Raw genomic sequence first — 23,581 nt, 5'->3', positions numbered from 1 at the left:
CAATGTTTGGCTTATCAGCTACATGGCAATCTCTTCATGGTGTAGATACATTGAGTACTACACGTGAAGGGGGCGTATCTCAGCCTCCATTCGGTAGTTTGAATTTAGGGTTGCATGTAGGTGATAACAGCCAAGATGTATTAAATAACAGAGCACGTGTAAATGCTCATTTGCCTAAACCGGCAATTTGGTTAAATCAGGTTCATAGCGCTGATGTAATTACAGTGGATGAGCGATTTGACCCCAATCAAATACTCACAGGCGATGCGTTATATACGCAATTACGCAATCAACCTTTAGCCATAATGACCGCTGATTGTTTACCTATTTTACTCTCATCGAGTGACGGGCAAGAAGTGGCCGCAATTCATGCCGGTTGGCGAGGGTTAGAGCAAGGGGTGATAAACAATGCGCTGGCTTGTTTTAAAAATGCCTCGGCGAATGTACATGCTTGGTTAGGTCCTGCAATAGGGGCTAATCAATTTCATGTCGGTCAAGAGGTAGTCGAGTTATTTACAGCAAATAACCCCCTAATGCACAGCGCGTTCAAAGCTCAAAATAATGAAAAGTATTTAGCTAATATTTATCTAATAGCAACTATTTTACTTAATCAACAGGGCGTTATAAACATTAGCGGGGGTGAGCATTGCACGGTTTCTCAAGCTAACTTGTTTTTTTCTTATCGGCGCGATGGCCAAACCGGTCGTATGGCAAGTTTGATCTGGCGCAAGTAAATAATCATTAGGTGATTATTTTTCCCTTAATACCTTGAACAAACCCGCTAATATACCCATCTATTAAGTAATTCTTTTTTTTATAGGTAAACCCCCATGCGTTTAGATAGATTTACAAGTAAATTTCAGTCTGCGCTTTCAGATGCGCAATCATTAGCCCTAGGTCGCGATCATCAATTTATTGAACCTGTGCATCTAATGTACGCTTTGTTAAAACAAAGCGGCTCAAGTGTGCGTGCACTATTTGCACAAATGAGCATCAGCGTTGATGAACTCAACACTAAGTTATCACAAGAGATAGAAAAGTTATTTAAAGTGGAAGGTGTTGGTGGCGATGTACAGTTGTCAAATAACATGGTTTCACTGATAAACTTATGTGATAAGTACGCCCAAAAACGTAAAGATAAATACATTTCAAGTGAGTTGTTTGTATTAGTTGCGTGTGAAGATAAAGGCCCGCTTGGCAGTGTTTTTAAAGCACTTAACATTACTGCGAGTAAGGTTGAAACGGCAATTGAAGCGATTCGTGGTGGTCAAAAAGTTGACGATCCTAATGCGGAAGAAACACGTCAAGCACTTGAAAAGTACACCATCGATTTAACTGAGCGTGCAGAGCAAGGTAAGCTTGACCCTGTAATCGGTCGTGATGATGAAATTCGCCGCACTATACAAGTATTACAACGCCGTTCCAAAAATAACCCTGTGTTAATTGGTGAGCCAGGGGTGGGTAAAACAGCCATAGCTGAAGGGCTTGCACAGCGTATTATTAATGGTGAAGTGCCTGAGGGCTTAAAAAACAAGCGCGTATTATCACTTGATTTAGGCGCATTAGTTGCTGGTGCAAAATACCGAGGTGAATTTGAAGAGCGTTTAAAATCAGTACTTAATGAGTTGGCTAAAGAAGAAGGCCAAGTTATTTTATTTATTGATGAAATTCATACCATTGTTGGTGCTGGTAAAAGTGATGGCGCTATGGATGCGGGTAACATGTTAAAACCTGCCTTAGCACGCGGTGAACTCCATTGCGTAGGCGCAACCACTTTAGATGAATACCGTAAATACATTGAAAAAGATGCTGCGCTTGAGCGCCGGTTCCAAAAGGTATTAATAGAAGAACCTTCAGTAGAAGACACCATTGCTATTCTGCGTGGCTTGAAAGAGCGTTACGAGTTACACCATTCAGTGGAGATCACCGACCCTGCAATCGTTGCCGCAGCGCAGTTATCGCATCGTTATATTAGTGATCGCCAATTACCCGATAAAGCAATCGATTTAATTGACGAAGCGGGCTCTTCTATTCGCTTGCAAATTGATTCAAAGCCAGAAGCTTTAGATAAATTAGAGCGTCGCATTATCCAATTAAAAATTGAAGATAACGCATTGGCCAAAGAGAAAGATGAAGCAAGTCAAAAGCGCCGTACAGAAATGCTCGAGCTGATCACTGAGCTTGAAGGGCAATACCGTGAACTAGATGAAGTATGGAATGCAGAAAAAGCGTCTTTACAAGGCACGCAGGTTATTAAAGCTGAGCTAGAGCAGGCACGACTTGATTTAGAAGTGGCTCGCAGAGCAAGTGACTTGCAGCGTATGTCTGAACTGCAATATGGACGTATACCTGAGCTTGAGCGCAAACTCGATTTAGCATCACAAGCAGAAATGCAAGAAATGAGCTTGCTTAAAAATCAGGTGGGCGAAGATGAAATTGCAGAAATTTTATCACGTTGGACCGGGATCCCAGTGGCGCGTATGCTCCAAGGTGAACGTGAAAAACTATTACAAATGGAAGAGCAGTTACATAACAAAGTCATTGGTCAAGATGAGGCCGTCGTTGCGGTGGCTAATGCCATTCGTCGTTCGCGTGCAGGGCTTGCTGATCCCAATCGTCCAATTGGCTCGTTCTTATTTTTAGGGCCTACAGGGGTTGGTAAAACAGAACTGACCAAGGCACTAGCGGGCTATATGTTTGATACCGAAAGTGCCATGGTGCGTATAGATATGTCTGAGTTTATGGAAAAACACTCAGTCGCACGTCTAGTCGGTGCGCCTCCAGGGTACGTCGGTTACGAAGAAGGTGGTTATTTAACCGAAGCTGTTCGTCGTAAACCTTATTCGGTTATTTTGCTTGATGAAATAGAAAAAGCGCATCCAGATGTGTTTAATATTTTATTACAAGTCCTTGATGACGGTCGTTTAACGGATGGCCAAGGGCGTACGGTTGATTTTAAAAACACGGTTATCATTATGACCTCCAACTTGGGCTCAGATATCATTCAAGAGCAAGCGGGAAGTAATGATTATGACGAGCTTAAAGCAAAAGTTATGGGTGTTTTACATAATGAATTTAGACCCGAGTTCATTAACCGTATTGATGAAACTGTGGTATTTCACTCACTTTCACATAGTCATATTAAAGAAATTGCAGATATTCAGTTAAGCAAATTACGTCAACGATTGACAGAGATGGGGTATTTACTTGAGTTGACAGATGCTGCTCTTGAGCGAATTGCTGCCAGTGGCTTTGATCCTGTCTATGGCGCTCGTCCACTTAAACGGGCAATACAGCAAACCATTGAAAACCCATTAGCACAAAAACTGCTTAATAATGAATTTCAACCAGGTTGTATCATTGTCATTGATGCTAACGAAGACGGCTTAGTGTTTACGAGTCGATAATCTGAGCACAGCAAAAAGCCGCTGTTCACAGCGGCTTTTTTGTTTCTATTTTAGGGCGTTTGTTAAACTTTAAAAGTCAGTAATAAATCATTCACTTTTCTTGAGCCTTCCACTAGTTCAGCCGCACCACGTGCTACGCTAAAACTCAATTGTAAATTGTCATCCCCTAAGCCTTTAATCTTTTCAACATTGCTACCAATGTCTTTACTTACAACCTGTTGCTGTTCTGCTGCGGCTGAAATATCCGTGGCGAGCTGTGAAATTTCACTAATTTGAATAAAAATACTATCAAGCTCTTGTTGTGTTTGTCCTGTTGTATTAACACAGTCATCGGCTTGTTGTTTTGTGCTCTGCATGATTTTAGACCAGCTAAACAAGGTATCTTGAATTTCTTTAATTGAGCTGTGAATTTGTGCCGTGGCGTTTTGAGTTCGTGACGACAGCGCTCTTACTTCATCGGCAACGACTGCAAAACCACGCCCATGCTCACCGGCGCGTGCCGCTTCAATAGCCGCATTGAGTGCCAATAAGTTAGTTTGTTCAGCAATCCCTTCTATTTCACTCATGACTTGGCCAATTTTATCCGCTTCAGAGGCAAGCCCCGTTGCTGTGGCGGCCGCTTGCTCAACTTGTACAGCTAAGTCAGACACCATTTTACTGTTATCTGCAATATGATTCTTGATATCAGAGCAGCTTTGATAAGTAATGCCCACTTTATCAGCCGTGTTATTGGTATTATTAGAGATTTCACCAATCGTGGTACTCATTTGTGACATGGCTGAAGCAATTTGTTCTAGCTGAGTGCCTTGAGAAGAAATACCTTGCTCGGTCAACGTCGATTGTTGATCTAACCCTTGGGCAATCGTATTAAAACTCAAGGTTGAATCTTTTACCCGCCCTAGTACCGTTCTTAATTTAGCACTGAGCATCTGCACTCTATAATCACTAATGCTGTGTGGGTGCGAGCCACTATACACATAACGAGATACAGAGTCTGCTTGGTTTTTTTGTTGTTTGAGGGTTGCAGGTGTGATTACCAGCTCATCATAATTTAAAACTAAAATAACAATACATACTAATAAGTTAATCGCGGCAAGCGAAAGAGAGCCCCACATTGCGACACTGGCTAACCAAATTAAAATACCCGCAATGCTCAAACCTTGTCTTAATGATGTGCGTTCGCGCCAGCTGAATAATGATTTATTAGCGTTAATTTTGGCATAGAGCTTTTGTGCTCTGCGTTTTGCGCGTTGCTCTAGTTTTATTCGCACAGACTGATAACCAATCAGTTGGCCATGCTCAAAAATAGGCGTTACAAATGCATCAACCCAATAATAGCGGCCGTCTTTACATAAGTTTTTTACTGCGCCACGCCACGAATGGCCTTGTTTTAAGGTGTCCCACATTTCTTTAAATGCAGCTTTTGGCATATCAGGGTGGCGAACGATATTGTGATTTTTATTTATCAGTTCATCCATCTCGTAGCCTGCGATACTACAAAACTCATGATTGGCATAAGTAATAACACCGCGTAAGTCAGTGGTTGAAACCAACTCTTGGTGTTCTTCGAAGTTAACTTCTTCATCTATTAAGCTTTGATTACGACGCATAGTGACTCTTTATCATTCTTTATTGTGGCGGCTATTGTAATTACTAAAACTAATGTACGTTAGTGATATGTGTAAAATAGCAGGAATAAGACATTTTTTTGATATTTATATGATCTTTATCAATATTAAGGGTAATTGAATTTTTCAGTTATGACAAACTTTTAGGGTTTAATTCTATCTTGTCAAAGCGTTTTAAAACGCCATGTTGTCAGCGGCGGATTATGGCAAATAATATGTAAAAGAAATTGTATATTCGTAGTGGCAATGGCAAGATTATCTTTTATAGCGTGAAACAAAGCGTGTTTAAAATCCAGTAAAAACTATATCTAATAAATTCATATAGTTTTTTCATCGTTTAATCTTGAGTAAAGGTAAAAAGACCCCATAACCTTATGATTAAGCCACTTGGCTCGAGGAAACTTTTTTTGACAACTTATAATTTAAAGAACACGCTCAACGCGCTATCTAATGCAGATAATCAACAGGCTATTAAAGGCATTATGCGCGGTATTGAGAGAGAATCATTAAGAATTAATCACGATGGTTCCATTTCAAAACAGGCTCATCCTCAAGGGGTGGGCTGTGCGCTCACCAATGGGCATATTACCACTGATTTTTCTGAATCTTTACTTGAGTTCATTACACCGGTTAGCGAGTCATCAACGCAAACCTTACAGCAGCTAAAAGATTTACAAAAGTTCACCCTAGAACATATGGGCGATGAATTGTTGTGGCCAATTAGTATGCCGTGCTTTATAAATCATCAAGACGATATTGTATTGGCACAATTTGGCGACTCTAATGTCGGTAAAATGAAAACCCTATATCGCGAAGGCTTGAAGAACCGTTACGGCAGTATGATGCAAGCGATTGCTGGCGTACATTTCAATATTTCTTTTCCACAAACGCTATGGCAGTCACTGCATTCATTAAAGCAAAGTAATGCGAAACTTGAAGATTTTATATCGGATAGTTACTTGGCGTTAATTCGTAACTTTAAACGTGAACTGTGGTTAATTAGCTACATGTTTGGCGCATCGCCGGCATTATGTAGCTCTTTTTTACAAGGGCGTAAAAGCGATTTACCGTTTAAAAAACTCGGTAAAGGCACTTTATATTTGGAAGTGGGTACCGCATTGCGTTTAGGCAACTTAGGCTATACCAATAGCGCACAATCGTCATTACGAGTAATGTATAACTCATTAGATGAATATGTCGCAGGACTTAAAAAAGCCATAAATACGCCTTCAGATATTTACGGCAGTATTGACGATTACACCAGTGCTACGCCAAAGCAATTAAATAAAAACATTTTGCAAATAGAGAACGAGTTTTACTCGCCAATTCGTCCTAAACGTAATGCAAAAAATGGTGAAACGCCCACTGATGCATTGCTAAGAGCGGGTATAGAATATATTGAAATTCGTGCATTGGATGTTAACCCGTTTAGTGAAGTTGGCATTGACTTAGAGCAAATACACTTTTTAGATGTGTTTTTAACTTATTGTTTATTAAAAGATTCAGCGCCTATGGATTGGAAAGAGCAAACTCGTAGCACTGAAAATCTTGATACTGTGGTTAACCAAGGTCGAGAACAAGGCTTGATGCTTAATTTTAATAATGAGCAGCGCAGCCTAGAATCTTGGGGTGATGAAATATTTAGTCAGTTGAGTGATGTTGCTCAGTGGATGGATACGGCTTACGATGTTGACTACTACTCAAACACCATTAAGCGCATGGCGACTTGGATTCATGATCCGGCATTAACGTATTCTGGTCGTTATGTTGAGCAGTTAAAAGCATCAGGGTTAGATAATGGCCACTTTGCACTCTCACTTGCTCAGAAGTACAAACAAAGCCATGAAACAGCAAGTTATACTGAATTTTCAAAATCGTGGCTAGAGCAACAAGCTGCAGAGTCGTACCAAGCTCAAAAGGCAATTGAACAAGCTGATAAACAATCATTTACTGCATTTTTAGATACATACTTCAGGGTCTGTTGACCTTTTCAAATTACAATTTGTTCAAACTAGGAGCGGTTTAATCGCGGCGCGAGGTTTGTAACCTAGTGGGCTAAGTAAAAACCGAGCAAAGCTTCCGCGTCCTGCTCACGCCCCTTACCTACATCCATGTAGGCAACAAAGAGTGAATCGCTCCTAGGCAGAACCCGAAGGGCAGCACCTGTTTGGCATTGATGCTGCGTTATCGCCTGTTTATGGGGAATAACCACACCACATAGGCTTTGCCTTGCCTAAATACCAAACAAGCTACTGAAAATTCAACCTTGAAAGGTCAACAGACCCAAGTAAGTAGCAGGCAAAAAAAACGCAGCTCATAGTAGCTGCGTAAATATTCTTTAGGGATGAAACAATGCTGTACTGCTGCATTCATAGATTCAGACCCACACTTTTTTAAAAAGTTCAGTGAGATCTTAAAAAATGAAAAAAAATATTATTACCTTATCTTTGTTGCTCACTATAGCTGGGTGTGCAACAGCTCCCCCAAAGCAACCAGAAGATATTTGTAAAATTTTCGAAGAGAAATCTGACTGGTATTTTGATGCCAAAGACGCGCAGGAAAAGTGGGGCTCCCCAAAACATGTGTTAATGAGCATGATGTATCAAGAAAGTTCTTTTCGCCACGATGCAGCACCGCCTATGGAATACTTCTTATGGATAATTCCTACTGGTCGTGCAAGCGATGCCTATGGCTATTCTCAAGCTAAAACACCTACTTGGTCTGATTATATTCGTGAAACAGGTAACAGTGGCGCCGACAGAGACGAATTTGAAGATGCGATTGATTTTATGGCGTGGTTTGTTTATAAAACCCATAAAGTTAATGGTGTGTCTAAGTGGGACGCCTACGCACAGTATTTAAATTATCATGAGGGATGGGGCGGTTATAAACGAGGCACCTATCGTAAGAAAAAATGGCTAATGAGCGTTGCCAATAAAGTAAAACATCGGGCAAGCCGTTATGGCGCACAGCTAAGACGCTGCGAAGATGATTTAGATAAAGGTTGGTTAGAGCGATTGTTCTTTTAGATTAGATTAAAAAGGAGCCAGTAGGCTCCTTTTTTATTGGTTTATTTTTTACGTTTGTTTGGTTGAATTTTGACTTGTTTAATCATGTTTTCTTTTACCTCAAGTACTTCAACCGGATAGCCTGCAATACGAATACTTAAATTAGCATCAGGGATATCTTCTAAGTACTCCACAATCAAGCCACTTAATGTTTTAGGGCCGTCTAATGGGAATTCCCAGCCCATTTCTTTATTTAAGTCGCGAACGTTAGCACCGCCGTCGACAATATAAGAGCCATCGTTTTGTGTGTTTACTTCTTCACTCGGTGTCCGAGTTTGAGTGGTAGTAAAATCACCCACAACTTCTTCAAGAATATCTTCAAGAGTGACTAAGCCCTGAATGTCGCCATATTCATCAACAACAATACCAATTCGTTCTTTTGATAACTGAAATTTTAGTAGCTGAGTGTTAAGCGAGGTGCCCTCAGGGATAAAGTAAATTTCACGTACCGCACGCAATAGCGAAGGCTTATCAAATTGCTCTTTAGTTAAAAGGCGAAGTGCATCACGAGAGTGAATAAAGCCAACAGCATCATCAATATTGTCGCGGTATAAAAGCACTCGAGTATGTTGAGCGTGAGTAAGTTGTTTACTGATTATTTTCCAATCGTCATTAATATCAATCGCCACAATTTCATTGCGAGGGATCATAATATCTTCGACGGTAACTTGTTCTAAATCTAAAATAGAGGTCAACATACTTTGATGACGAGCGGGGATCAGCGCCCCCGATTCATTTAGCACGGTTTTTAATTCTTCTTTACTCATGCTGTGCTCATCTATTTGTGCAGCGCTAATACCAAATAAGCGCAATATACCATTGGTCATCCAGTTAACAACGACAACAAATGGGAAGAGAATTTTTAGTAACCCTTTGAGTATCACCGAACTTGGAAAAGCGACTCGCTCAGGATAGAGGGCGGCCAGTGTTTTTGGCGTTACCTCAGCAAAAATCAGCACCACAAGTGTTAATGCACCTGTTGCTATAGCAATACCTAAATCACCATACAAACGAATACCAATAATGGTGGCAACTTGGGCAGCCGCAATATTGACAAGGTTATTGCCAATGAGGATAAGACCTATCAACCTGTCAGGTCGACTGAGTAATTTACTAACGCGTTTCGCAGCACGATGATTCTCTTTAGCGAGGTGTCGTAAACGAATACGGTTGATTGACATGATTCCGGTTTCTGACCCGGAGAAGTAAGCAGAAAAAAGTACTAATAAACCTAAAATGATAAACAGCGTACTTGTCGATATGTCGTCCAACGATGGATCCTTTTTTTATAAACCAATGCGTATTAAGCTAGAGTGAGCTTTCAGAGTCAAGTTAAAACTTATTTAGAATCACTTCTTGTATAAAACGGCTGCCAAAATAAGCGAGTGTGAGTGTAAATGCGGCCATCATAATACTCACTACCACCATTTTCCCTCGCCAACCTCGTTTTATATGGCCAACGGCAATCGTAGCAAAAATAGCCCAAGCAACTAAAGATAAGATTGTTTTATGAATAAACTCTTTGGCAAACATGCCATCAAGAAATACAAACCCTGTAATCAGCGCCACGCTTAATAATACTGTGCCTAAATTTAATAGTTGATAAAGTTGACGCTCTACCACCATTAGTGGCGGTAAATGGCTATGTACTATTGCTAAATCTTTACGTTTCAAACGTTTATCAATAAAGTAAAATTGTACGCCGTAAAGGGTGGCAATAATTAAGGTGCAGTAGGCTAATAACGACAGTGAAATATGCGCAACTAACGCAAGCTCTACATTAATGCTATGAAGTAAAACGTGATGAGGAATAAACAGGCTAGCAATAGTTAACAGGGCAGCAAAGCCGTATACAACAGGTAATAGCAGTGTTGCAGGGAACTTTAAAGAGACGGTGGTGACACAAAGCACTATTACCCAACAAGTCAGTAATGCAACATTAACAATACTTAAATCTTGGCCATCGACTCTAAACACCGAGTTTACTAAAAGCAGCATATGCGCCAAAATAGCGACAGTGCTCAGTATTATGGTAATTTTTTGGCTTGGTCCCTGACGATGAAACAATCGCGAAAGCACGTGAGACGTTGCTAACACATAAAATAAACTGGCAATAATAGTTAAACTAATAATCAGCATTTTGCTTTGGCCACTTAATTGAAGTCAAATAATTCGTGTTCGTTATCTGGGCATTGTATTTTATAGCAACGCAAATGCATAGACCCTGTAAAAAGAAACTCAATAAGCCGCATTTCAGCACTGTATTGTATGCCATCATTTACGGTATACTATTCTCAATTGAATTTTAATAACATCGACCTTATTAATAGAGTTGATATAAACGTCTTTTCGGAACCGTTACATGTTTGAGAACCTCCAAGAACGATTAGGTAAAACCCTAAAAAATATTAGTGGCCGTGGTCGCTTAACTGAAGACAACATTAAAGATACACTTCGTGAAGTGCGAATGGCATTTTTAGAAGCCGATGTGGCGTTGCCTGTTGTTCGCGAGTTTGTAAAGCAAGTTAAAGAGCGTGCGGTTGGTGTTGAAGTCACCAAAAGCTTGAGCCCTGGCCAAGTATTTATAAAAATTGTTCGTGAAGAACTTGAAAAAGCCATGGGTGAAGCTAACGAAGAGCTAAGCCTTAACGCACAGCCACCGGCGGTAGTGATGATGGCTGGTCTTCAAGGTGCGGGTAAAACCACCAGTGTAGGTAAGCTGGCTAAGTTTTTAAAAGAGCGCAAGAAGAAGTCTGTGCTAGTGGTGAGTGCCGATGTGTATCGTCCAGCAGCAATTAAGCAATTAGAAACCTTAGCAACAGAAGTTGATGTAGAATTTTTCCCAAGTGATATTTCGCAAAAACCAGTTGATATTGCAACTGCCGCCATTTCTCATGCGAAAAAGAAATTTATTGATGTTGTATTAGTCGATACTGCGGGTCGTTTGCATGTTGATAGCGACATGATGGATGAAATTAAAGCCTTGCATCATGCAATTAATCCAATCGAAACGCTATTCGTTGTTGATGCAATGACAGGTCAAGATGCGGCAAATACAGCAAAAGCATTTGACGAAGCTTTACCGCTGACCGGTGTGATACTGACTAAAACAGATGGTGATGCCCGAGGTGGTGCTGCTTTATCTATTCGTCATATTACTGGTAAGCCAATTAAGTTTATGGGTGTGGGTGAGCGTACTGATGCCCTTGAGCCTTTCCACCCAGACCGAATTGCTTCACGTATTTTAGGCATGGGTGATGTACTTTCATTAATCGAAGAAGTCGAGATGAAAGTAGACAAAGAACAAGCGGCAAAAGTAGCACAAAAAGTATTTAAAGGTGATGGCTTTACGCTGGATGACTTTGCTGATCAACTAAAGCAAATGAAAAACATGGGTGGCATGATGTCGATGCTCGATAAACTGCCTGGCATGCAAAACATCCCAGATGCGGTTAAAGGGCAAATGGGTGATAAAACCTTTATTCAAATGGAAGCGATTATTAGCTCTATGACCAAAAAAGAGCGTGCACGCCCAGAAATCATCAAAGGTTCGCGTAAAAAGCGTATTGCTGCGGGCTCTGGTACTCAAGTACAAGAGATCAATAAACTGCTTAAGCAATTTACGCAAATGCAAAAAATGATGAAGAAGATGAAAGGTAAAGGTGGCATGCAAAAAATGATGCGTGGCATGAAAGGGATGTTACCACCTGGCATGATGGGTGGCGGTGGTCCAAAATTTTAATAATTTAACCTTCAACACCTCCAATACGAGATAAAAAGTAATCAATAAAGAGGCAAAATGCCTCTTTATTGTTGGATAAACTATGCACAGAATAGCTTATTCATATACTTTTTCATCTTGGATCACGGTTTAATCTACTAAACTGGCTTTTTGCATCACTTCTTACTTGCATTGTTGCTAAAAACTCGTACAATTCACCGGCTCCCCATACTGGGGAGTAAATCTTATTAATGAAAACAGTCAATCTATTTAGAGGACGGTATGGTAACTATTCGTTTGCAACGTGGTGGCGCTAAAAAACGCCCTTTCTATCAAATTGTGGTTGCGGATAGCCGTTTCTCGCGTGACGGTCGCTTCATCGAGAAAGTAGGTTTCTTTAACCCAATTGCTTCAGGTCAAGAAGAAAAACTTCGTTTAGATTTACCACGTGTTGAACACTGGTTAGGTCAAGGCGCAGGTCTTTCAGATCGTGTAGCTAAATTAGTTAAAGACGCTCGTAAAGCGGCTTAATAGGCGTAAGTGTAACCATGAGTCAAGAGAACACCTCATCAATAATTGTCGTAGGAAAGCTCGGCGCCCCATATGGTATAAAGGGCTGGCTTAAGGTGCATTCATTTACTGATGATCCCCAAGGGATCTTCGATTTCAGCCCGTGGTTGATAGGGCAGCAAGGTAAATGGCAATCCTTAGAAGTGGTCGACTGGCGTCGCCACAACAAAGGCTTTATCGCTAAGTTTGCGCAAGTAAATGACAGAGACCAAGCAATGGCTTATACCAATGTAGAAATTTCTGTTGATTCGGCGCAGCTACCAGAATTACCGCAAGGTGAATTCTATTGGCGAGATCTCATCGGCATGTCGGTTGTAACTGATAAAGGTTATAACTTAGGCATTGTTGATGACCTTATGGAGACAGGCTCAAATGATGTACTAGTTGTGAAAGCAAACAGTAAAGATGCATTTGGCCAAGCAGAACGTTTAATTCCTTTTTTAACTGATTCAGTTATTCAAGAAGTTAAATATGATGCGAAAGAAATTACTGTAGATTGGGATCCAAGCTTTTAATGAATCAAACAAGTTCGTTGTGGGTAGGGGTTATCAGCCTTTTCCCGGATATGTTTGATGCAATTACAACGCAAGGTGTAACCGGTCGTGCTGTTAAAAATGGCTTAATCGATTTTAACAGCTGGAATCCACGTGACTATGCAACTGATAAGCATAGAACCGTAGATGATCGTCCTTACGGGGGCGGGCCAGGCATGTTAATGATGGTTGAACCATTAAAACAAGCCATTCTTGAAGCCAAACAGGCTGCAGGTGATGGTGCAAAAGTAATTTATATGTCGCCACAAGGGCGCAAATTAGATCAGCAAGGGGCTAGCGAACTCGCAAACTCTGAAAAACTGATTTTAATTGCCGGTCGCTATGAAGGTATAGACGAGAGAATAATAGAATCGTACGTTGACGAAGAATGGTCAATTGGTGATTTTATTTTGAGTGGAGGTGAACTACCTGCCATGACATTAATTGACGCAGTAGCGCGATTAGTGCCAGGGGTTTTAGGACACAACCAGTCAGCAGAGCAAGATTCATTTTCGGATGGCTTGCTAGATTGTCCTCACTATACACGGCCAGAAACATTGGACGACAAACAGGTGCCTGCTGTATTACTCAGCGGAAACCACCAAGAGATAGCAAAATGGCGGCTTATGCAGTCATTAGGTAGAACTTGGCTTCGCCGTCCTGACTTGTTGCATAACCTAGCTCTGACTGAGGAGCAAGCGGTATTACTCGCGAAATTTCAGCAAGAGTACCAAAAAGCTTGTGGCTAGAAGACAGTTACACCTAGGAAAGTGAGAAACATAATGGCAAAAGTAAACCAAAATATTATTAAAGCGCTTGAAGAAGAGCAGCTTAAAACAGACGTACCTGCATTCGGCGCTGGTGATACAGTAGTTGTACAGGTAAAAGTAAAAGAAGGTGCTAAAGAGCGTCTACAGGCCTTTGAAGGTGTTGTAATCGCTAAGCGTAATCGTGGTCTTCACTCAGCATTCACAGTTCGTAAAATCTCGAACGGTGAAGGTGTTGAGCGTGTATTCCAAACGCACAGCCCTCTTATTGATAGCGTAACAGTTAAGCGTCGCGGTGCGGTTCGTCGTGCTAAGCTTTACTATCTACGTGAGCGTTCTGGTAAATCTGCACGTATTAGAGAAAAACTTAACTAATACGCGCTGTTTATCAACGCAAAAAAACGGGTTGCAACCTTTGGGTTGCAACCCGTTTTGGTTTTAATACTATTGCGGTTTTTATATCGCTACATTCAAAAACCAATACACACCTTAACCTGCATGCGTTAAAGTGTGGTTCACTTCAAATCACAATATCTTCTCACTTCTTGCAAAAATGATGTACAAAAATGAATGATAAAACGATAGTTACACACAACGGCAATTTTCACGCAGATGATGTTTTTAGTATCGCTGCGCTTAAAATTATTTTCCCTTCTTTTACCCTGATCCGCACACGCGATAATTCGATTATTAATGACGCCGATGTGGTTATTGATGTTGGTGGTCAATATGACCCAGAAACTGACCGATTTGATCACCATCAGCGCGGCGGTGCCGGTGCTCGCGAAAATGGGATTCCTTTTTCGTCATTTGGCTTGGTGTGGAAGAAATATGGCTTAGCAATATGTGATGATAACCAAGATGTGGCGAATGCGGTGGATGCAGGGCTTGTATCAACTGTTGATGCCATTGATTGTGGTCATGTTGAAGGGGTTGCTACAGGCATTAGCTTAAGCCAAACAATTTCTATGTTTAACCCAACATGGGAAGAGGAAAGTGATTTTGATGCTGCTTTTGATCAAGCGGTTGAATTTGCACACACTTTACTGATTCGTTTTGTAGCTTCTGCCCGAGGTGGTTTAAATGCTAAAAAGATTGTTGCTCAAGCAATAAAACAAGCTGATGATCCTCGATTAATCGTATTAGAGCGCTATACTCCGTGGAAAAAAACCGTACATAGTTTATCTGATGAGGCATTATTTGTCGTTTACCCATCTCATTCAGGCAAGTGGATAGTGCAAACGGTGCCTGCAGAATTAGGCTCTTTTGAAGACAGAAAGTCATTACCTGCACCATGGGCAGGATTATCGGATGATGAATTTCAAGCGGTAACCGGTATCGATGATGCTATGTTTTGCCATAATGGCCTATTTATCGCTGGCGCAGAATCATTCGACAGTGTTATGTCGCTTGCGGCTATGGCATTAGAATACTAATAGTTCTCCTTAACCGCTCGCCGGTTACTTAATAGAAGTGGCTTGAGCCACTTTTTAAGATTCTCTACTTAATGACCCTACGTAAATTCAATGTAGTTAGCGCTGAAATAGCTGCTTGAGATAGATTTATTATCTAGCGTTTAGGTTACTTACTACCGTTTCCACCTTGGTTTTAGTTGAACAACTGATAGTGATCTTTTCAATAATTTGCCTTTTAACCCCTAACGTATCCTGTTAGTATTTATCGTATTGATTAGTTTACTTTTTTGTAAGATTTAATTTACGATTTTGCTTTTTTGGATGGAATGAGAACGTGGCAGAGATAAGTGATTTAGTGCAGCTAAGAACAAGTATAGATGAATGCGACGCGCAACTGGTTGCCTTACTTGCAAAGCGCAATGGTATTACTCAACAAATTGGCGCAATAAAACAACAAACTGGTGCGCCACTACATGCACCCGATAGAGAAGCTGATTTATTAGCTGCACGACGTCAAGAGGCTATTAATCAAGGTGTAAATCCTGATTTAGTCGAAGACATTCTCAGACGCATGATGCGTGAAGCTTATCAAAATCAACAAGCCAAATTAGCCTGTGCCGACCCACAACTATCGCCAATTGTTATTGTTGGTGGTGAAGGGGCAATGGGGCAGTTATTTGCAAAACAATTTCAGCGCTCGGGTTACGAAGTCAAAATTTTAGATAAGGCGCAGCAATCACAGACTGCGGATATTCTAAAAGGTGCAAAACTGGTGATGATCAGTGTACCAATAAATGCTCTTGAAACGGTTGTTAACGCGTTACCTAAACTCGATGATGATTGTTTGCTGGTTGATATTACATCGGTTAAACAAGCGCCGTTAAATGTGCTCAAAAAAGTTCACAATGGCGCTGTTGTTGGCTTACACCCCATGTTTGGTCCTGATATTTCTCATTGGGTGAAACAAACGGTGGTGGTATGTGAAGGGCGTAATCCTGAAATGGCACAAGGGTTATTAAAACAGCTACAAATATGGGGTTGTCAGTTGGTTGAACTTGATGCTAAAAAACACGATGAAGCGATGCAAATTATTCAGGTGATGCGCCATTTAACCACCTTTGTGTATGGTCAGTTTTTAGCAAAACAGGGGCACACACTCGCCGAGCTAAGAAGTTGTTCATCACCTATATATCAGTTAGAGCTAATGATGGTTGGCCGTTTATTTGCACAATCGCCAGAGCTATACACCGATATTATGTTAGCGCAATTTGATAATGTCGAAAGCTTATTGGCGCAGTATCAGTCTTTGTTTTCGCAAACGCTTGAAAAGCTAAAAGCTGGGGATAAGCCCGCATTAATTGATGCTTTTGCTGATGCAAAGTCTTATTTCTCGGATTCAACGGCGCACTTTTTAACCCAAAGCCGTAGTTTATTAAATAAAGCGAACGACGCTAAGGTTCTAGATTAATAATAAATGAAGGCTGGAGGTTTATGTCCAGCCTTGCAAAGTTTCATACTTAGCACTGATTAAATACTACAAATTCATTAACTAGCTTATAAATATTTATATGACGCTCCGTTCCATCGGGTTTTTTGATTATTATTGTATTTACTAATTTTGCGGTGACGTCATTATCAAATCGCGTTGGTGCACAGCCAAAACCACTATTATACTTTGAATTAGCCATAGATTTTGCTTCACCATATGAGGTGGCTTTATTGGTGTTACCTTCTATAAATTGTAAAAAAGTTAGCCCTTTAGATGTACGCGATGCGTCTTTATTTAATTTAATTTCTATCGCCCCTTCTTTGAACTCGACATTAATAGCTAATTTAGAACCGTCATCGTAATACAAAATAACAATAAACTGATTCAACTTTTGTAAATCAGAATAATCAATGCTGCCAACAGTCACAACATTTATTAACCCTTGGGCTTTTTGTAAAGCTGAAATAAAGGAATTAAATACCGCATTATCTTGAACTGATAAATCAATATCTTTGTTTAAATCACCCATGCAATTAACGTCATTGTTAAGGTAGTTGAGTGCTGTTTTGCAAGATAGTAATGAACTTGTCAGTATATCAGTGGTTACTCCTGAGGCATCAGTTGCATAACTTCCTTGCACAGTAAGTGTTAATTGTTTTGCTAGTTTCTGTTTAGAGTTTACTGCTAAGAATAATTCATTGGTGAACTGTTTTTCTTGTGGGGTAGGAGCAATCTCAGAAATGATTTTTCGGCCCTGTTGTAAGGTGCTGCGCCCAAGAGAATCGAGTAACGTTGGGGTAATAGTTACTTGTATTTTTTTTGTTTGGTTATTATCAATATCATAAATAGTATGAAGTTCACGAAAGTCATTGTATGGATAACCTTCACCAATACATAAAGCTTCGCCATTGTCGCAAGCATGGTAAATAGGAATACCAGTTTTATTATTGATATAGTCGTGAATATTTTCAGGGCAAGCCTTAACTTTACCACCAATATATGAAGAACAAATAAGTCCATCAGATTTCCCTGTTGGCATAGGAGCGGCAGGCGTAAGCAGGGGAGTAAGTAGTAAAAGAAGAGCTATAAATTTTGTTTGCATTGTTTTATTTCCTTATAATAGATGTCAACTTAACTTAACTTAAAGTACAAATTTCGACCGCTTGGCATAGTTAGTATCTGAGTGTGAATCCATTTACACTCAGACGTAATACTTAACTATCTACACTTACAGCTTGTAAAGACTCGCTTTGATAACAACCTAATACGCGCACATATTGGGTATGCTCTTTAAGCTCTTCTAACGCATGTTTCACTTGGCTATCAGCAAGGTTCGCTTCTAAATCTACATAGAATACTTCTTCCCATGGATTTCCTGGTACAGGGCGAGACTCTAATTTTACTAGATTTATATTATGCTGTTTAAAAATCATCAGCGCATCGGCGAGTGAGCCTGCTTGTTGCTTAGTTGCCATAATTAAACTGGTTTTAGTGGGGATTTGTTTAGATACATGTAGCGGTTTACGTGCAACCACAATGAAGCGACTATGGTTTTCTTTTTGATTAGCAAGATTCGCCTTGATCACTTCAAGCCCTACATTTTTACCTGCTTGTGCAGAGCCAATAGCCGCACTGTTAGGTGTTTCAAGAGCTGATTTTAATGCACTCGATGTTGAATCGCAGGTTTCATGCTGAAGTTCGCCAAGGCCCTGTAAAAAGCGGCTACACTGGGCAAAGGGTTGCGGATGCGCAAAGACTTTAGTTAATTGGTACAGCTCAGTTCCTGGGGCGGCTAATAAACAATGCTCAACGCTATGAGTAACTTCACCTACAATAGAGACTTGTGCATGCTGCAGCAAATCAAATACTTCATTAATACTACCTGAGCTAGTGTTTTCGATAGGCAGTAAGCCAAAGTCGGCTTGACCATTTTCTACTTTACCGGTGATCTCATCAAAAGAACTACAGCCAATTTCAATTAATTTGCCTGGTCGGCGACTAAAGTACTTATGACACGCAAGTTGACTGTAAGATCCTTGTCCGCCTAAATAGGTTACGCGATGGGTTTCGCTCAGTGCATCGGGGTTTAAATTCTTTTGAAGCATGGCTTGTTGATGTAATACAGAGTCTTCCAATATGGTTTGAAAAACATTATTTACATAGTAGGCATCTAAACCAAGAGATTTACCATAACCGATTAATTTTTCGAGTAATGCTAATTCACGTGCTTCATCACGAATTGGTTTATTATTCGCTATCTTATATTCAACAACACCATGGCTAATACGGCGTCGCTTCGCTAATAACACAAGTAGGTCAGAATCGATTTCATTTATATCGTGCCTAAGCGTGTCTAAAACATCATTGCTCATTTGGTTTTCCTCATTCCAAAAACGTCACTGTATTTAACAGCGTAAACAAAAAAGCCTCCCAGTTGGGAGGCTTTACTATTCGATTGATTTTATCTCACAAACAGGGAAGCCTCTTCTATATAAAGAAGCTAAAAAAAGATAAGAAAATAAGTGAGTATTTTATATTCATGCCCTTAATGTATGAAGAGTAACCTCTAATGTCAACAAGCACTTACCTGATGTGGCTTTTTTACCTAATATGTGTACAAAAGGTGTTGTTTTTTAAACGTTTATAAATAATTTATAATTCTGATTTAAGTTCTGGTATATTTCTACTACTCGCAAAAATAATAATTATAAATAAGGTTGGCCTTTTGTGTATCGACGCCCTCCATCTCGATTCGGAATAAACTCACTCAGTGTCAAGTTATCACTGTTGATCTCTGGCATTTGTTTAGTTGCAGGTATTTGTGCGGCTGCATTAATGCTCAAATCAGAAGAGAAACAGCTTGTATTTGAAGAGCATGAGGTATTAAAGCAATCAAATGAATTATTAATAAACCAGTTTAATAATTTGATAGCGACCAAAGTTAAAATAGCTGAGCAAGCTAATATTGTTGTTAGCGAGCAGTTATTTGAGGGGCAATTATCATTTAAGAATAACAATGCCCCGACTATGCAAGTCACCAATGATGGTTCTGTGCGCAGCGCATCTGCCGATGGCTTATCTGCGGCGTTCATTCCCGAAAATGCTTATTCTCCTTTTTATAAACAGTTAATTGCAGATTCTGAATCGCTTTGGAAAGTGATTTCCCCCACGTTAATTCAAGATTTTTATAATTTTTACCTGATCACCAAAGATAATTTTATCCGTGTTGCGCCACCAAATTGGGCACTCAATGTCCCCGGAGATTACACCTTTAATCAAAGCAAAAGTTTTAATTACGCAAAATCGTTAACAAATCCACAACGCGAGCCGCTGTGGTCACGAGTGTATTACGATGGCGTTTGGAATAAGTGGGTCGTTAGTTTAATTGTACCTATTTATAAAAATGATGAGTTTTTAGGAGTTACGGGTAGTGATATTTCTCTCGACTCTCTCATATCGCAATTGCCCGTTGGCGGAAAAGAAAAACAGTTAGTGGTGTTCGATAAGCAAGGGCAGCTATTGGCGCACCCTAATTTAGGAGCCGATAGTTATACCCAATACGGAGAGGCGGGTAAAAAGTTGCTATATGGCGATTTTATTTCTCCTGAGCTAAAGCGAGTTATTGATAATGCAAGGCAAATACAATTGCCGGAATATGCCGACTCGTTTTCATTAAATGGTGAAGACTACATTATAAATATCCATAAAGTTGAAGGTGTAAACTGGTACGTAGGCGTATATAAAAAGCGCTCTTCTACACTATTGGCACTGAAAGACTTAAAACTGAAGTTTTTTGGCTTGTTTATTCTGTATGCCATTTTAGTTGCTTTGTTGTTACACCAAGCACTTTATCAACTAGTTTTAAGACGCCTGCATTCATTGGTTTATGCGGTTACTAACTTTGGTAAAGGCCAGTTAGAAATTGATTTTCCAAAAGAAAATAAAGATGAAATCGGTACGCTTAATGGTTCATTCAAAGATATGACCATTGAAATCCGCAAACTCATCGATGGCTTAAACCAGCGCATAATAGAAAAAGAAATTGCAGAAAAGGCTGCAATTCGCTTGTCTAAAGCGGTTGCCTTCTCGGGCACGGGTGTGGTGATCACCGATGAAAACTTTGTGATTGAATATGTTAATCCAAAAATGCTGGAAATGACCGACTTTGCAGAAAGTGATTTCCTGCGCCAGCCACTTCTGACTATTATTGCTAATGAAATGACCATGTTGGTAGAGGACATTGACATTGATTTGCGCAACCGTAATTACTGGCGAGGGGATACCCTTATTGAAGCGCAAAACAAGCCACCCATATGGGTATCGCTGAGTGTGTCACCTATTCGTGAAGATGGTGGAAAAATCACCAGTTACGTTGCTTCAGCGCAAGATATTTCATTTGTAAAAGAAAGCCAACGCAAAATGGAACAGCTCGCTTACTTCGACACATTAACCGGGCTTGCTAATCGTACATTCTTTAGAATGCAGCTTAGAAAGTCGATGGCGCTTGCTGAAAGAGGGCGTTACTCGTTTGCTTTATTTTACTTTGATTTGGATGAATTTAAGCGTATTAACGATACTTTAGGTCACGATGCAGGCGATCAACTATTGGTTGAAGTGGCAACGCGCTTAAAGCAGCGCTTACGAGCAGAAGATACTATAGCTCGTTTAGGCGGTGATGAGTTTGCGGTATTACTCAGTGGTATTGAGCATCAAAAAGAAGCATCGGAAGTCGCTGACACCATTCAAAAAACGTTAAATCAGCCAATAAAATTAGGTAGTAACGAAGTGATTGTTACTGCCAGTATTGGTATTACCTTGGCGCCATTTGATAGCCTAGAGGAAGATCAGTTATTAAAACATGCCGATTTAGCCATGTATGAAGCAAAAGCGAAAGGGCGTAATACGTTCCACTTTTACAGCCAAGATCTAAATGCAGCCGCCAATGAGCGATTATTCCTTGAAAATGAGTTGCGCCATGCAATTAAAGAAAAACAACTCACACTGCATTATCAGCCACAAGTTGATTGTCGCGATAATAGTGTAGTAGGGTATGAAGCATTGCTTCGCTGGTTCCATCCTACGCAGGGATTCATTCCACCCACCAAATTTATTCCTATTGCTGAGGCAACGGGTTTAATTGTGGAACTAGGTAAGTGGGTGTTACAACAAGCATGTGAGTTTACTAAACGACTAGAGCAACAAGGTAGAGCGAGCAACATGTCGATAAACCTGTCAGCAAGGCAGTTTAAAGACGCAAGCTTAGTACCTATGCTGAAAAAAATAATCATAGAGACGCAAATTAAAGCTAAAAGCCTGCACCTTGAGCTGACTGAGAGCATGCTAATGGGTAATGTTGAGGCGGCTATTGATCAGTTACATCAATTGAAAAAGCTGGGTATTTCAATTTCTATTGACGATTTTGGTACGGGCTATTCTTCGTTGAGTTACCTTAAACGTTTTCCTGTCGATATTCTTAAAATTGACCGCTCGTTTGTTAAAGATATTCCTGAAGATGATAATGATATGGAGATCACCGCTGCGATTATTGCGATGGCACAAAAGCTTAAGCTTGATGTGGTTGCTGAAGGGGTTGAAACAATAGAGCAAGTTGAATTTTTACAAAATAATAATTGTTTTATTGTGCAAGGCTATTACTTTAGTAAGCCCGTTGCCGAAGCCGATATCCCAGTGTTGTTTGATCAATTAGCTGTGTTAAAAGTCCCTGAATAAAACAAAAATTGCGGGTTAACCACCCGCAATTTTTACCTTAAACTTTAATCCTTCTAAAATCGCCTTTAACTTATCGCGATCATCACCTTGTACTTCAATAACTCCTTCTTTTACTGCGCCACCTTGGCCCATTTTACTTTTTATTGTTTTTGCTAACTTTTTTAAATCGTGCTGTTGGGGATCTAATCCTACAACTAGCATTACGCCTTTACCTTTTCGACCTTTGCTTTGACGCTCTATGCGAATAGACCCGTCTTTAAATAGTTTTACATCCAGTTCTTTTTCTGGCTTTGGCTGGTCAATTCGCCCTGTTGCTGTTGAATACACTAAGTGATTATCACTCATAATTAACCTATCTAAGATTGAATCTAATATTGGAGTAAATAATAACAAATTTGTGACGCAAAGGCGTAATTTTTGCGCCTAAGCTGAACACCTTTTAATGCCCAAAGATAAAGCGACCAGTTTAAATACCGCAATTATATCTATGAATAAAAGTGCTTAAGGATTTTAAAAAGCGCTTTAAATTGGCTCGCGCTATAAAAATATCCATGCTACTATTTCGGCATTATAGATGTATGGATGGCCAAATGATAAATTTTTATTTAGAGCAAGCTCAGCTTAATGTAGAGCAACAGTTAATTAACGCTGAGCTAGAAAAGCTTGAGCAGTACTTAAATAGCAATGCTGCACCGGCCGTGCGTTGGCAGTATCAAATTCCAGAACTCGGTGAAGGTGGCGCATGTAGTTTGTTCGGCTACTTGCAAGATGAGCCGTTTAATTTAAACGATTACGTTAGCCAAAATGCGCAAACAACAGCAAAGTTAGCGCAACTTCAGTTGATTGTTGACTATGTAATCGAAAACACCCAGTTAGATTGGTATGGCATCTATCAAAATACAGCCACCCCTGAAGGCGAGCAGTTATTAAAGCTCGCTTATTTTGGTGCACCGAGCCGCCCTTTATTTCCGATCACAGCTGAATTTGCAACCGGCAGTAATAATGTGCAAGTGGCACTCAGTGGTAAAGGACGTGTTATTAATAATGTTGAGCAATATTTAGCCGCGGGTGGTGAGTATTACACCTGCGATCCGAAAGTAAAAGCAGAGGCCTGTTTACCACTATTTAATGCGCAAAAGCAGTGCATTGGCATTGTCGATGGCGAAGCCTTTAGCACGGATTTTTTTGATAATACGACACTCGCCTTATTAATTGCATGCTGTATTAAAATTCCTCACTTTTTAGTGTAAATA

The 23,581-nt window shown here is 40.2% G+C and carries 19 protein-coding genes and 1 other annotated feature; of the genes, 13 read left to right on the top strand and 6 right to left on the bottom strand.

Going from position 1 to position 23,581, the window contains the following annotated elements; translation table 11 throughout:
• The first annotated feature begins 2 nt into the window (after positions 1–2).
• Together pgeF and clpB are read left to right on the top strand one after the other, a co-directional pair.
• Positions 3–734 (top strand): peptidoglycan editing factor PgeF, encoded by a 732-nt coding sequence (pgeF, locus tag LOC50_RS09195; RefSeq protein ID WP_250653084.1) that lies wholly within the window; start codon positions 3–5, stop codon positions 732–734.
• 96 nt (positions 735–830) lie between these two features.
• Positions 831–3,407 carry an ATP-dependent chaperone ClpB gene (clpB, locus tag LOC50_RS09190; protein ID WP_036983227.1) on the top strand — a complete coding sequence of 859 codons (2,577 nt, stop codon included), beginning with the start codon at positions 831–833 and terminating at the stop codon, positions 3,405–3,407.
• A gap of 62 nt (positions 3,408–3,469) precedes the next feature.
• On the opposite strand, the gene LOC50_RS09185 is transcribed toward clpB, so the two are convergent.
• Complete coding sequence (locus LOC50_RS09185) at positions 3,470–5,017, bottom strand: methyl-accepting chemotaxis protein (RefSeq protein ID WP_250653083.1); 1,548 nt, start codon at positions 5,015–5,017, stop codon at positions 3,470–3,472.
• 425 nt (positions 5,018–5,442) lie between these two features.
• Here LOC50_RS09185 and gshA point away from each other — a divergent pair, with 425 nt between their 5' ends.
• Both gshA and LOC50_RS09175 read left to right on the top strand, forming a co-directional pair.
• Complete coding sequence (gene gshA, locus LOC50_RS09180) at positions 5,443–7,020, top strand: glutamate--cysteine ligase (protein WP_069440342.1); 1,578 nt, start codon at positions 5,443–5,445, stop codon at positions 7,018–7,020.
• Positions 7,021–7,455: 435 nt separating this feature from the next.
• On the top strand, positions 7,456–8,064 hold the full coding sequence (locus tag LOC50_RS09175) for a transglycosylase SLT domain-containing protein (protein ID WP_013464490.1): 609 nt from the start codon (positions 7,456–7,458) through the stop codon (positions 8,062–8,064).
• 41 nt (positions 8,065–8,105) lie between these two features.
• Here the strand turns inward: LOC50_RS09175 and LOC50_RS09170 are convergent, their stop codons facing one another.
• Together LOC50_RS09170 and LOC50_RS09165 are read right to left on the bottom strand one after the other, a co-directional pair.
• Positions 8,106–9,374, bottom strand: a complete 1,269-nt coding sequence (locus tag LOC50_RS09170; protein ID WP_250653082.1) for an HlyC/CorC family transporter — start codon at positions 9,372–9,374, stop codon at positions 8,106–8,108.
• A gap of 61 nt (positions 9,375–9,435) precedes the next feature.
• Positions 9,436–10,242: a cytochrome C assembly family protein gene (locus tag LOC50_RS09165; protein WP_138627080.1), complete on the bottom strand. Its 807-nt coding sequence runs from the start codon at positions 10,240–10,242 to the stop codon at positions 9,436–9,438.
• A gap of 223 nt (positions 10,243–10,465) precedes the next feature.
• Here LOC50_RS09165 and ffh point away from each other — a divergent pair, with 223 nt between their 5' ends.
• The 7 genes from ffh (at position 10,466) to tyrA (ending at position 16,577) form a co-directional block, all read left to right on the top strand.
• Positions 10,466–11,845, top strand: a complete 1,380-nt coding sequence (gene ffh / locus LOC50_RS09160; protein WP_008464738.1) for a signal recognition particle protein — start codon at positions 10,466–10,468, stop codon at positions 11,843–11,845.
• 261 nt (positions 11,846–12,106) lie between these two features.
• On the top strand, positions 12,107–12,355 hold the full coding sequence (gene rpsP, locus LOC50_RS09155) for a 30S ribosomal protein S16 (protein ID WP_008114468.1): 249 nt from the start codon (positions 12,107–12,109) through the stop codon (positions 12,353–12,355).
• Between the two features lie 17 nt (positions 12,356–12,372).
• Positions 12,373–12,909, top strand: coding sequence for a ribosome maturation factor RimM (gene rimM / locus LOC50_RS09150; protein ID WP_008114470.1), 537 nt, complete (start codon positions 12,373–12,375; stop codon positions 12,907–12,909).
• Entirely contained in the window at positions 12,909–13,676 is a 768-nt protein-coding gene (trmD, locus tag LOC50_RS09145) for a tRNA (guanosine(37)-N1)-methyltransferase TrmD (RefSeq protein WP_138627079.1), read from the top strand. Before rimM ends, trmD begins: the two co-directional genes overlap by 1 nt.
• A 33-nt stretch (positions 13,677–13,709) precedes the next feature.
• Complete coding sequence (gene rplS, locus LOC50_RS09140) at positions 13,710–14,069, top strand: 50S ribosomal protein L19 (RefSeq protein WP_008114473.1); 360 nt, start codon at positions 13,710–13,712, stop codon at positions 14,067–14,069.
• A gap of 191 nt (positions 14,070–14,260) precedes the next feature.
• Complete coding sequence (locus LOC50_RS09135) at positions 14,261–15,130, top strand: MYG1 family protein (RefSeq protein WP_250653081.1); 870 nt, start codon at positions 14,261–14,263, stop codon at positions 15,128–15,130.
• A gap of 313 nt (positions 15,131–15,443) precedes the next feature.
• Positions 15,444–16,577: a bifunctional chorismate mutase/prephenate dehydrogenase gene (gene tyrA / locus LOC50_RS09130; protein ID WP_250653080.1), complete on the top strand. Its 1,134-nt coding sequence runs from the start codon at positions 15,444–15,446 to the stop codon at positions 16,575–16,577.
• Positions 16,578–16,626: 49 nt separating this feature from the next.
• On the opposite strand, the gene LOC50_RS09125 is transcribed toward tyrA, so the two are convergent.
• Together LOC50_RS09125 and LOC50_RS09120 are read right to left on the bottom strand one after the other, a co-directional pair.
• Complete coding sequence (locus tag LOC50_RS09125) at positions 16,627–17,700, bottom strand: hypothetical protein (RefSeq protein ID WP_250653079.1); 1,074 nt, start codon at positions 17,698–17,700, stop codon at positions 16,627–16,629.
• Between the two features lie 112 nt (positions 17,701–17,812).
• Positions 17,813–18,970, bottom strand: a complete 1,158-nt coding sequence (locus tag LOC50_RS09120; RefSeq protein WP_036983218.1) for a chorismate mutase — start codon at positions 18,968–18,970, stop codon at positions 17,813–17,815.
• A gap of 44 nt (positions 18,971–19,014) precedes the next feature.
• Positions 19,015–19,132, bottom strand: a sequence feature (Phe leader region).
• 193 nt (positions 19,133–19,325) lie between these two features.
• Here LOC50_RS09120 and LOC50_RS09115 point away from each other — a divergent pair.
• Complete coding sequence (locus tag LOC50_RS09115) at positions 19,326–22,328, top strand: bifunctional diguanylate cyclase/phosphodiesterase (protein ID WP_250653078.1); 3,003 nt, start codon at positions 19,326–19,328, stop codon at positions 22,326–22,328.
• Positions 22,329–22,343: 15 nt separating this feature from the next.
• On the opposite strand, the gene LOC50_RS09110 is transcribed toward LOC50_RS09115, so the two are convergent.
• On the bottom strand, positions 22,344–22,673 hold the full coding sequence (locus LOC50_RS09110; protein WP_069440267.1) for an SUI1 family translation initiation factor: 330 nt from the start codon (positions 22,671–22,673) through the stop codon (positions 22,344–22,346).
• Positions 22,674–22,918: 245 nt separating this feature from the next.
• Between LOC50_RS09110 and LOC50_RS09105 the strand changes: the two genes are divergently transcribed.
• Positions 22,919–23,578 (top strand): GAF domain-containing protein, encoded by a 660-nt coding sequence (locus tag LOC50_RS09105; RefSeq protein ID WP_036983502.1) that lies wholly within the window; start codon positions 22,919–22,921, stop codon positions 23,576–23,578.
• The last annotated feature ends 3 nt before the right edge of the window (positions 23,579–23,581 follow it).

This window comes from Pseudoalteromonas sp. SCSIO 43095 (genome assembly GCF_023650455.1).
In the GTDB taxonomy this organism is placed as follows: Bacteria; Pseudomonadota; Gammaproteobacteria; order Enterobacterales; family Alteromonadaceae; genus Pseudoalteromonas; species Pseudoalteromonas tetraodonis.
The sequence above is the reverse complement of the archived record's forward strand: the minus strand, read 5'-3'. Positions and strand labels throughout refer to the sequence as shown.

Coding starts and splice junctions, on each gene's coding strand:
- pgeF (WP_250653084.1), top strand. CDS start 3: ATGTTTGGCTTATCAGCTACATGGCAATCTCTTCATGGTGTAGATACA.
- clpB (WP_036983227.1), top strand. CDS start 831: ATGCGTTTAGATAGATTTACAAGTAAATTTCAGTCTGCGCTTTCAGAT.
- LOC50_RS09185 (WP_250653083.1), bottom strand. CDS start 5,017: ATGCGTCGTAATCAAAGCTTAATAGATGAAGAAGTTAACTTCGAAGAA.
- LOC50_RS09175 (WP_013464490.1), top strand. CDS start 7,456: ATGAAAAAAAATATTATTACCTTATCTTTGTTGCTCACTATAGCTGGG.
- LOC50_RS09165 (WP_138627080.1), bottom strand. CDS start 10,242: ATGCTGATTATTAGTTTAACTATTATTGCCAGTTTATTTTATGTGTTA.
- ffh (WP_008464738.1), top strand. CDS start 10,466: ATGTTTGAGAACCTCCAAGAACGATTAGGTAAAACCCTAAAAAATATT.
- rpsP (WP_008114468.1), top strand. CDS start 12,107: ATGGTAACTATTCGTTTGCAACGTGGTGGCGCTAAAAAACGCCCTTTC.
- rimM (WP_008114470.1), top strand. CDS start 12,373: ATGAGTCAAGAGAACACCTCATCAATAATTGTCGTAGGAAAGCTCGGC.
- trmD (WP_138627079.1), top strand. CDS start 12,909: ATGAATCAAACAAGTTCGTTGTGGGTAGGGGTTATCAGCCTTTTCCCG.
- rplS (WP_008114473.1), top strand. CDS start 13,710: ATGGCAAAAGTAAACCAAAATATTATTAAAGCGCTTGAAGAAGAGCAG.
- LOC50_RS09135 (WP_250653081.1), top strand. CDS start 14,261: ATGAATGATAAAACGATAGTTACACACAACGGCAATTTTCACGCAGAT.
- LOC50_RS09125 (WP_250653079.1), bottom strand. CDS start 17,700: ATGCAAACAAAATTTATAGCTCTTCTTTTACTACTTACTCCCCTGCTT.
- LOC50_RS09120 (WP_036983218.1), bottom strand. CDS start 18,970: ATGAGCAATGATGTTTTAGACACGCTTAGGCACGATATAAATGAAATC.
- LOC50_RS09110 (WP_069440267.1), bottom strand. CDS start 22,673: ATGAGTGATAATCACTTAGTGTATTCAACAGCAACAGGGCGAATTGAC.
- LOC50_RS09105 (WP_036983502.1), top strand. CDS start 22,919: ATGATAAATTTTTATTTAGAGCAAGCTCAGCTTAATGTAGAGCAACAG.